Below are 10,198 nucleotides of genomic sequence, written 5' to 3' on the forward strand. Positions count from 1 at the left end.
GGGGTGGGGGTCGTGGTGTTGGAGCGGCTCTCGCAGGCCCGTCGGCTCGGGCACCGGGTGCTTGCCGTGCTCAGGGGTTCGGCGGTGAACCAGGACGGTGCGTCGAACGGGTTGACGGCGCCGAACGGGCCGTCGCAGCAGCGGGTGATCCGCCGTGCGTTGGCGAACGCGGGGCTGTCGGCGGGTGATGTCGATGCTGTCGAGGGTCATGGGACGGGTACGAGGCTCGGTGACCCGATTGAGGCGCAGGCCCTCCTCGCGACCTATGGCAGGGGCCGGCCCGCCGGGCGGCCGCTGTGGTTGGGGTCGTTGAAGTCGAACATCGGCCACGCTCAGGCCGCCTCGGGTGTGGCCGGTGTGATCAAGATGGTGCAGGCGCTGCGGCATGGCGTGCTGCCGGCCACGCTGCACGTCGACGCGCCGTCCACCCAGGTCGACTGGGACGCCGGCACGGTCGAGCTGCTCACCGACGCCCAGGACTGGCCGCGCACCGGCCGGCCGCGGCGCGCCGGTGTGTCCTCGTTCGGGCTCAGCGGCACCAACGCGCACGTCATCCTGGAGCAGGCGCCCGACGGGACCGCGCTGCCCCCGGCCGAGGGACCCGCACCCACCGCGGAGTCCGCCGTCGCCGGGGCCGGACCTGGCGCCGCAGCAGCCGCCGGCCATGGTTCCGGGGCCGCGACCGAGCAGGCCCCCGCCCCGATCGTGATCTCGGCCCGCAGCCCGCGGGCCCTCGCCGGCCAGGCCGCCCGGCTGGCCGGTTTTCTGCCGGCGGCCCCCGCCCCGCTGCCGGACGTCGCGGCCGCCCTCGTCACGCACCGCGGCTACCTGCCCGAGCGGGCCGTCGTGGTGGCCGGGTCACGGGCGCAGGCGGTGACCGAATTGGAGCAGCTGGCCGCCGGCAGGCCCGCCCGCGGTGCCGTCACCGGCCGGGCGGGCGATTCGGGCCGGCTCGTGTTCCTGTTCCCCGGCCAGGGGGGACAGCGCGCGGGGATGGGCCGCGAGCTCGCCACTCGGTACCCCGCGTTCGCGGCAGCCTTCGACGAAGTGTGCGACCTGCTGGACGAGCACCTGGCGGGTTGGATCGGCCATCCGGTGCGCGATGTCGTGTTCGGCTCGCCGCACGGCCTGCTGGACGAGACGGTCTACACCCAGGCCGGTGTCTTCGCCGTAGAGGTCGCGTTGGCCCGGCTGTTCGAGTCCTGGGGCGTGCGGCCCGATCTCGTCGTCGGCCACTCGGTCGGCGAGCTCGCCGCCGTCCACGTCGCCGGTCTGCTGTCACTGCCGGACGCCGCCCGGGTGGTGGCCGCCCGCGGCCGGCTGATGCAGGCGCTGCCGCCCGGCGGCGCGATGGTCTCGGTCAACCTGCCGGAGGATGCCGTGCGGGAGTTCCTCGGCGACGGTGTGGACCTGGCCGTGGTCAACGGCCCGGACTCGGTGGTGCTGTCCGGTGCCGAGGACGGTGTTCTGTCGGCGGCCGAGGCCCTGAGCGCCCGCGGCGCCCGGACCCGGCGGCTGAACATCTCCCGGGCGGCGCACTCGGCCCTCATGGACCCGATGCTCGACGGTTTCGCCGCCGTCCTGGACGGTGTGACCTGGCGGGAGCCCGTGACCCCGGTCATCTCGACCCTGACCGGCACCCTGGTGACCACCGAGCTGTCCACCACCCGCTACTGGACCGACCACGTCCGCCGCCCGGTGCGGTTCGCCGCGGCGCTGCGGGCCGCGGTCGAGGCTGGCGGCGGGCTTTTCCTGGAGACAGGACCCGGGACGGCACTCACCGGCCTGGCCGGCGCGGTCGGCGCGGCGGTACCGGCGATGCGCGACGACCGGCCGGAGAGCCAGGCGGTGCTCGCCGCCGCCGGTGAGCTGTTCGTCCGGGGCGTCGACGTCGACTGGCGGGCCGCCCTCCCGGCGGGCAGCACCGGCGGCGCCGTGGACCTGCCGACGTACGCGTTCGACCACGAGCACTACTGGCTGCCGACCGCCCGCGAGGCCCGCGACGCGCCCGCGCTCGGCCTGGCCGGTTCCGACCACCCGATCCTCGCGGCCGTGGTCGAGGTGCCGGAGACCGACGGTGTGCTGGCAACCGGCCGGCTGTCCCTGCGGACACACCCCTGGCTCGCCGGCCACGCCGTCGACGGCGTCGTCCTGCTGCCTGGCACGGGGCTGGTGGAGCTGGCCGTCCGGGCCGGTGACGAGGTCGGCTGCGGCCACCTGCAGGAACTCGTGATCGAAGCCCCGCTGGTGGTGCCGGGCCGCGCGGGCGTCCGTGTCCAGGTGAGCGTCGGCGGCCCGGACGAGTGGGGTGTGCGCCGGGTGAGCGTGCACTCCGCTCCCTCCGAGCGCGACGGCCGCGGCGACGGGGCCTGGACCCGGCACGCCACCGGACTGCTTGCTCCCGGCGTGGCCCCGACCGGGCTGCCCCGGCCGGAGTTCGACGCCACCGCCTGGCCGCCGGCCGGCGCGGAGGAGGTCAAGATCGATCCGGTTGACTTCTACGCCGCGTTGCGCCGGCACCACTACGAGTACGGCCCGCCCTTCCGCGGCCTGCGTGCCGCCTGGCACCGCGGTGAGGAGCTGTTCGCCGAGATCGCCCTGCCGGAGGAGGCCCACGCCGACGCCGCCCGCTTCGTCCTCCATCCCGCGCTGCTGGACGCCGCCCTGCACACCAGGGCGTTCCTGGCCCCGGACGACGACCGGGTGATGCTGCCGTTCGCCTGGAACGGCGTCACGTTGCACGCCGCCGGGGCGACGTCCCTGCGGGTCCGGGCGGCACTCCGCGGGGGCGAGGCGCTGACCCTGGAGACCTGGGACGACGCCGGTCGTCCGGTGCTGAGCACCGAGGCGCTGGTCTTCCGACAGCTCACACCGAGCCGGCTGCGGATGGCCGGCGAAGGTCTGTACGAGGTGGCCTGGACACCGCTGCCCGCCGGCGCGGGCCCGGAACCGGCTCCGGACTGGCCTACCGTCACCAGCCCGGTCGAGGTCGCCGACCTGGCCGACGACGTGCTCTCAGGATCGCCCGTGCCCGCTGCCGTCGTGCTGCCCGCCGGTGGCGGCGAGGACGCGTTCACCGAGACCACCCGGGTGCTCGAGGTGCTCCAGACCTGGCTCGCCGGAGGCGGCCTGGACACCGTGCCACTCGTCGTGGCCACCCGGGGCGCGGTCGCTTCGGACGCCCGTGACCCGGTCGGTGCGGCCGTCTGGGGGCTGGTCCGCGCGGCCCAGGCCGAGAACCCCGACCGCTTCGTGCTTGCCGACCTCGACCCGGACGGCGGCCCGCTGCCCGACGTCCTGGCTACCGGCGAGCCCCAGGTCGCGGTGCGCGGGCCGGAGCTGCTGGTGCCCCGGCTGACCCGGCTCGCCCCGCCGGCGCCCTCGAGTCAGGACGGCCCGGAACGGACCGACCCGGGGACCCGTTTCGACCCGGATGGCACCGTGCTGATCACAGGTGGCATGGGCTCGCTCGGCCGCCTGCTGGCCGGGCACCTGGTCCGCGTGCACGGCGTCCGGCACCTTGTCCTCGCCGGGCGCCGGGGGCCGGCCTCGGACGGGGCGGACGAGCTCACCCGCCGGCTGCGCGCCTGGGGCGCCGAGACGGTGGAGGTCGTCGCCCTCGACGCCGCCGATCCCGCCGCCGTCACCGAACTGGTCGACCGGCTGTGTGCCCACCGCCGGCTGTCCGGCGTGGTCCACGCGGCCGGGGTCTTCGACGCCGGTGTCGTGACCCAGACCGACCCGGGCCGGCTGGCGGAGGTCTTCGCGGCGAAGGTCGTCTCGGCGCAGAACCTCGACCGGGCCACCCGCGACATCGACCTCGACGTGTTCGCGGTCTTCTCCTCCGTCTCCGGCACCTTCCTGGGCGCCGGCACCGGAGGGTACGGCGCGGCGAACGCCTTCCTGGACGGCCTGGTCGCCGCCCGCCGGGCCCAGGGCCGGCCCGGGATCTCGCTCGCGTGGGGTGCCTGGGAGCAGTCCACCGGCATGGCGGCCGACCTCGACGACCTGCGCCGCACCCGGTTGAGGAGGCGTGGCGGGCTGCTCGCCATGCCCGCCGGCGAGGGACTGGCCCTGTTCGACGCCGCCCTCGCCGCCGGCCGGCCGCTGGTGGTGCCGGCCAGGCTCGACCTGGCCGCGCTCGCCGGCGCGGGCACCGTCCCGCCGATCCTTCGCCACCTCGTGCGGGCCACCCGCGGCCGGGCATGGGCCGCGGCCGCCGGGCGGCCCCGGGCGCGGCTGGCCGACCTCCCCCCGGCCGAGCGCGAGGCGGGCCTGCTGGAGATCGTCCGCGATCAGGTCAGCCTCACCCTCGGCTTCGGCGCCACCCAGCTCCTGGACGGCGACCAGGGGCTGTTCGAGATCGGTTTCGACTCCCTGACAGCGCTCGAACTGCGCAACCGCCTCGTCGAGGTCACCGGCCTGCGCCTGCCGCCCGGGCTCGTCTTCGACCACCCCACGCCCGGAAGGCTCGCCGCCCACCTGCTCACCCACCTCGAAGGACCGTGACGACGTGTTCGACCCCGAGGCCTACCTGCGACGGATCGGCGCCCCCGCGCCGACCAGCCCCGACCTCCCGACCCTGCGCGCGTTACAGCACCGCCACCTCTCGACAATCCCGTACAACATCGCGCCGGAGGACTTCGCCGACGGTGTCCACCTCGTCGACCTCGACGAGGACGAGATCTTCACCCGCAGCATCCTGGACGGCCGGGGCGGCACATGTTTCCAGCTGAACCGGCTCTTCCACCGTCTCCTGCGCGAGCTGGGCTACGACGTCTCGCTCGTGGCCGGCAGCACCGCCGAGGGCCGGCAGCACTTCGCCACCGACGTCGAGCACATGTTCTGTCTGGTGACGCTGGATGGCGAGCAGTGGCTCACCGACGTCGGCTACCCGGGTCCGTCCTACATCGAGCCGCTGCGGGTGGCGGTGAGCGTGCAGGAGCAGCACGGCAGCCAGTTCCGGGTGCGTGAGCTCGACGGCGCGCTGGCCGTGCAGCGGCGCGGGCGGGTCACCCGGTGGGGCGTCGTCTACACGTTCACGCTCCAGCCCCGCCGCTTCCAGGACTGGAAGGAGTTCGAGGACAGGGCCCGCGAGCAGCAGCCCACCGAGCCGGCGGCGGACTTCCAAGGCGTGCTGCGCGGGCGGGCCTTCGCCGACGGCCAGGCCGTGCTCAAGGGCCGCCGCTACCTCGTGGTCCGCGACGGGCGCGAACACGTCCACACGATCACGGACGACGACGAGCACCGGCGGTTGTCCGCCGCGATCCTGGCCCGCGAGTTCGACCGGCCGCCCGTCCCACGGTGACGGACGACAACCCCGAGACGAGATGGGACACCCGACAGGGAACGAAGGGACTGGTATGACGAACACATCCGTCGACGTCGTGGTGATCGGCGCCGGCCCGGCCGGATCGGTCGCGTCGGTGATGCTGGCCAGGCAGGGCCGCTCGGTGGCGCTGCTGGAACGCGAGGCCGAACCGCGCTTCCACATCGGCGAGTCGCTTCTGCCGTACATGATGGGCCTGTTCGAGCGGATCGGCCTGCGCGAGGCGGTCGCCTCCCAGGCCTACGTGCCGAAGTTCGGCGGCGAGTTCATCGACCCCACCGAGTCGAAGTTCTTCTCGGGCGTGTTCCGGGCCGACTTCACCAAGCAGGGCGAGGGCCGGTTCGATCGTGCCTTCCAGGTGGAGCGGCGCCGGTTCGACCGGATGCTCGCCGAACAGGCCGCCGCGAACGGCGCCGACGTCCGCTTCGGCGCCACCGTCACCGATCTGCTGATGGACGGCGACCGGGTGGCGGGCGTGCGCTACGAGGAGGACGGCGAGAGCCACGAGGTGCGGGCGGCCTACGTGATCGACGCCAGCGGCCGGGCCGGCAAGATCGCGCACAGGTTCGGGCTGCGCAAGACCCTCGAGAAACTGCGCATGGTCGCGGTGTTCCGGCACTACGCGGGCCTCGACGAGAAGCACAACCTCGGCGTGGCGGGCGACATCCAGGTCGGCGTCCACGCCGACGGCTGGGTGTGGGCCATCCCGCTGTCCGACGACGTGATCAGCGTGGGGGCCGTGATGCCCCGCGACGTGCTGCGGGCCAGTACGCCGGAGCAGGTGTTCGACGAGCATGTGGCCCGGGTGCCGCGGATCGTGGCCCGGCTGACCGGCACGAGCCCGACGATGGACCTCAAGGTGGAGACCGACTACTGCTACCACAGCGACACCGTCGTCGGCGAGGGCTGGCTGATGGTCGGCGACGCGGGGTGTTTCGGCGACCCGATGTTCTCCGGCGGCGTGCTGGTGGCCGCGGCGACCGCGGTGCGGGCGGCCGAGGCGGTCGGGGCCGCACTCGACGACCCCGCCGATGCCGACCGGCAGATCCAGGACTACAGCGACTTCTTCAAGACCGGCTACGACACCTACATCCGGCTGATTCACGCGTTCTACGACGGCGAGCTGGTGGCGACGGCGGCTGACGCCGGCCGGACGACGTCCCGGGAGATGTTGGAGAGGTACCTGATCCGGCTGATCGGCGGCGACTTCTGGAGCGAGCACAACGCCGTCGCCCAGGAGATGCGCAAGCGCCCCGAGTGGGACACGTTCACGCCGTTCGAGCGGCAGTTCGGCTGCCCCGCCTACCCGCACCTCGACGAGGCCGACCGCAAGGAGCGGGTCGAGGCCCGGATCCGCCGGGCCGCGACCGGCGTCTGAGCGGGCGGCGCCGGTGGGACGGGCAGTCCACCACGGAGATCATCTGCTCGACGGCCGGCGCGTTGACCCATCCGATCCCGCCCCTCTCTCCTGAGCAGATTCGGAGAAACATGAGTTCCCGACCAGCACCGGAGTTTCCGCAGTGGCCGCAGTTCGACGACACCGAGCGCGACGGTCTGATCCGCGCCCTGGAACAGGGCCAGTGGTGGCGGATGGGAGGCGCCGAAGTCTCCTTGTTCGAGGAGGAGTTCGGCGCCTACCACGGCGCGCCTTACACCCTGGCCGTGACCAACGGGACGCAGGCACTGGAGCTGGCGCTGCAGTGCCTCGGCGTCGGCCCGGGCACCGAGGTCGTGGTTCCGGGCTTCACGTTCATCTCGTCCTCACAGGCCGCCCAGCGCATCGGCGCCGTCCCGGTGCCGGTCGACATCGACCCGAGCACGTACAACATCGACCCCGACGCGGTCGCGGCGGCGATCACCGACCGTACGAAGGCCATCATGCCGGTGCACATGGCCGGCCTGTTCGCCGACATGGACGCCCTGGCGAAGATCTCGGACGAGACCGGAGTGCCGTTGCTGCAGGACGCCGCGCACGCGCAGGGCGCGTGGTGGCAGGGCAGGCGCGTCGGTGAGCTCGGCACCATCGCGGCGCTCAGCTTCCAGAACGGCAAACTGATGACCGCGGGGGAGGGCGGCGCGGTGCTGTTCCCCGACGAGGAGACCTACGAGACGGCATTCCTCCGGCACAGCTGCGGGCGCCCGCGCACCGACCGGCACTACCACCACAGGATCTCGGGCACGAACATGCGGATGAACGAGTTCTCCGCCGCCGTGCTGCGTGCCCAGCTGAGCCGCCTCGACGAGCAGCGAGCTGTTCGCGATGAGCGGTGGCAGCTGCTGTCCGGCCTGCTCGGGGCGATTCCCGGAGTGGTGCCCCAGGGCGGCGACCCGAGGGCTGACCAGAACCCGCACTACATGGCCATGTTCCGGATTCCGGGCCTGGCTGAGCAGGACCGCAACCGGCTGGTCGACACGCTGGTGGCGGCCGGGCTGCCGGCGTTCGCGGCGTTTCGGGCGATCTACCGGACAGAGGCGTTCTGGGAGGTCGGCGCGCCGTCCGAGTCGGTGGAGGAGGTCGCGGCGCGTTGCCCCACGGTGGAGGCGATCAGCGCCGACGGCATCTGGCTGCACCACCGTGTGCTGCTGGCCGCCGAGCAGGCGATCCGCGACACCGCCGCGATCATCGCCGACTCGGTGGCAGCAGCGTGAGCGGGCGTCCGGACGGACGGGCGCGATGACTGTCCGGGTCGCGGTCGTCGGACTCGGCTGGGCCGGCCGCGAGCTGTGGCTGCCCCGCCTGCTCGGGCACCCGGCCTACGAGGTCGTCGCCGTCGTCGACCCCGACCCGGCCGGCCGGGCGGCGGCCCTCGAGCGGGCCGCGCCGGCCGCGCCGGCCGCCATGGCCGGCGTTCACGAGCTGCCCGCCCACGACGTCGACCTGGCCGTCGTGGCCGTGCCCAACCACCTGCACGCCGAGATCGCGGCCGACCTGCTGCACCGGGGCGTCGGCGTTTTCCTCGAGAAGCCCGTCTGTCTCAGCTCGGCCGAGGTCGAGACCCTCGCCGCGGCCGAGCGGGCCGGTGGCGCCACCCTGCTGGCCGGCAGCGCCGCCCGCCACCGAGCCGACGTCCGCGCGCTCGCCCGCCTCGTACCCCGCCTCGGCCGCATCCGCCACGCCGACCTCGCCTGGGTCCGCGCCCGCGGCATCCCCCGCGCGGGCGGCTGGTTCACCCGACGCGACCAAGCCGGCGGAGGAGCCCTCGTCGACCTCGGCTGGCACCTCCTCGACACCCTCACCACCCTCCTCGGCCCGGCTCACTTCGACCACGTCCTCGGCGCGACCTCAGCCGACTTCGTGAACGACGAGGCCTGGCGGGCGGCCTGGCGACAGGACGCCGACGAGAGCCAGGCCGGCGACGTCGAGGACACCGCCCGGGGGTTCATGATCCGTGGCGACGGCGTCTCGGTGGCGCTGCGCGCCAGCTGGGCCTCCCACCAGGCTCGGGACACCTCCCGGCTGTCCCTTGAGGGCAGCGCAGGCAATGCCACCTTGACCTGCACGTTCGGGTTCAGCCCGAACCGCCGGCCCCGGAGCGTGCTCACGCTCACCCGCCAGGGCACCGCGACCCGGGTGCCGGTGCCGGCCGAGCCGGTCGGCACCGAGTACGACCGCCAGCTTGACGAGCTCGCCGCCCACCCGGCCGGTCGTGGCCAGGCCGTCGCCGAGGCCCGGACCACCGTACGGACCATCGAGAACTTCTACAGCTCCGCGCTGCGGCCACCGCGCGATCCGGCGTTGCCCGACCCGCAGGCAGGTAACAGTTCCACGAGAACCAGCCGAGTGAAGGAGTCGCTTCCGTGACCGCGCCGCTGACACCGCTCTCCAAGAGCCGCACCGACACCGCCGCCGGGACTGGTCTGCCGGGTGTGATCGCTCCTGAGGCCGTCGTCTTCGACCTGGACGGCGTCCTCGTCGACAGCTTCGCCGTCATGCAGGAAGCCTTCGCGATCGCATACGCCGAGGTCGTCGGCGACGGGCCCGTGCCGTTTGACGAGTACCACAGACACCAGGGCCGGTTCTTCCCCGACATCATGCGGATCATGGGACTGCCGTCGGAGATGGAGGGGCCCTTCGTGCGGGAGAGCTATCGGCTCGCCCACCAGGTCAAGATCTTCGACGGTGTGGTGGAGCTGCTGCTGACCCTGCGGGTCCGGGGGCTGCGTCTTGCGGTCGCCACCGGCAAGAGCGGCCCGCGGGCCCGCTCGCTGCTCGACCAGCTCGGGCTTCTGCCGTTCTTCGACCATGTCGTGGGTTCCGACGAGGTGGCGAATCCGAAGCCCGCCCCGGACATCGTGCTTCACACTCTCGATCGGCTCGGCGTGTCCCCGGCCGCGGCCGTCATGGTCGGCGACGCGCTCACCGACCTCGCCAGCGCCCGCGCGGCCGACGTCGCCGCGGTCGCCGCGCTCTGGGCCGCGCCGGAGGAGGACGAGCTGGTCGCCTCCGGTCCGGACGCCGTCCTGCGGCGGCCGGCCGAGCTGCTGGCACTGTGCCCGCCGGTCCCGGCTGGTTAGACGTCCCGCGGCGGGGCGGGCCGGGCCGGCACGGCCGCGGGCAGCTGGGCACGGAGGTCGTCGACGAGGTCGGCCGTCGCCTCGGGCCCGTCGGCCACGCCGAACACCTGGTAGTCGGGCCGGACCAGCACCGATGTCGCGCCGTGCCGGGCCAGGAGACCGCTGTAGACGCCGTCACGATCGACGACGTCCGCGCTTCCGCAGGCGCGGACGTCGTCGGCGACCACCCGCCGGACGTGAGCCGGAAGATTCCGCAGGAAGCGCAGCCGTTCCCCGCCCAGCTCCGCGGGGTCGCCTGCGGTCAGCAGCACGAAACCTCGCCCCACGACGTCGTCGAAGCGGCCTTCCCGGCCG

General features: G+C 73.7%; 6 protein-coding genes and 1 pseudogene. 6 read left to right on the forward strand and 1 reads right to left on the reverse strand.

Annotation, left to right across the window (positions count from 1 at the left end):
• From AC08OV_RS19240 to AC08OV_RS19265, 6 genes are all read left to right on the forward strand, one after another.
• The coding region (locus AC08OV_RS19240) for a type I polyketide synthase (RefSeq protein ID WP_476620058.1) at positions 1 to 4,509 on the forward strand (4,509 nt) is incomplete at its 5' end.
• A 4-nt stretch (positions 4,510 to 4,513) separates the two neighbouring features.
• Entirely contained in the window at positions 4,514 to 5,308 is a 795-nt protein-coding gene (locus AC08OV_RS19245; protein ID WP_476613923.1) for an arylamine N-acetyltransferase family protein, read from the forward strand.
• 55 nt (positions 5,309 to 5,363) lie between these two features.
• Positions 5,364 to 6,707, forward strand: coding sequence for an NAD(P)/FAD-dependent oxidoreductase (locus tag AC08OV_RS19250; protein WP_476613922.1), 1,344 nt, complete (start codon positions 5,364 to 5,366; stop codon positions 6,705 to 6,707).
• A gap of 110 nt (positions 6,708 to 6,817) precedes the next feature.
• Positions 6,818 to 7,978: a DegT/DnrJ/EryC1/StrS family aminotransferase gene (locus tag AC08OV_RS19255; protein ID WP_476613921.1), complete on the forward strand. Its 1,161-nt coding sequence runs from the start codon at positions 6,818 to 6,820 to the stop codon at positions 7,976 to 7,978.
• A gap of 25 nt (positions 7,979 to 8,003) precedes the next feature.
• The gene (locus tag AC08OV_RS19260; RefSeq protein ID WP_476613920.1) at positions 8,004 to 9,131 is read left to right on the forward strand and encodes a Gfo/Idh/MocA family protein; all 1,128 of its coding nucleotides are present in this window, start codon (positions 8,004 to 8,006) and stop codon (positions 9,129 to 9,131) included.
• 68 nt (positions 9,132 to 9,199) lie between these two features.
• Positions 9,200 to 9,844, forward strand: a complete 645-nt coding sequence (locus AC08OV_RS19265; RefSeq protein WP_476620061.1) for an HAD-IA family hydrolase — start codon at positions 9,200 to 9,202, stop codon at positions 9,842 to 9,844.
• On the opposite strand, the pseudogene AC08OV_RS19270 reads toward AC08OV_RS19265, so the two are convergent.
• Positions 9,841 to 10,198, reverse strand: a pseudogene (locus AC08OV_RS19270) (hypothetical protein); the annotation flags it as partial. The gene AC08OV_RS19265 and the pseudogene AC08OV_RS19270 overlap by 4 nt on opposite strands.

Source organism: Frankia sp. CeTa3Moorea, assembly GCF_978021225.1.

Bases quoted from the DNA above. Each gene is read 5' to 3' on its own strand.
- AC08OV_RS19250 (WP_476613922.1), top strand. From the start codon at position 5,364: ATGACGAACACATCCGTCGACGTCGTGGTGATCGGCGCCGGCCCGGCC.
- AC08OV_RS19260 (WP_476613920.1), top strand. From the start codon at position 8,004: ATGACTGTCCGGGTCGCGGTCGTCGGACTCGGCTGGGCCGGCCGCGAG.
- AC08OV_RS19255 (WP_476613921.1), top strand. From the start codon at position 6,818: ATGAGTTCCCGACCAGCACCGGAGTTTCCGCAGTGGCCGCAGTTCGAC.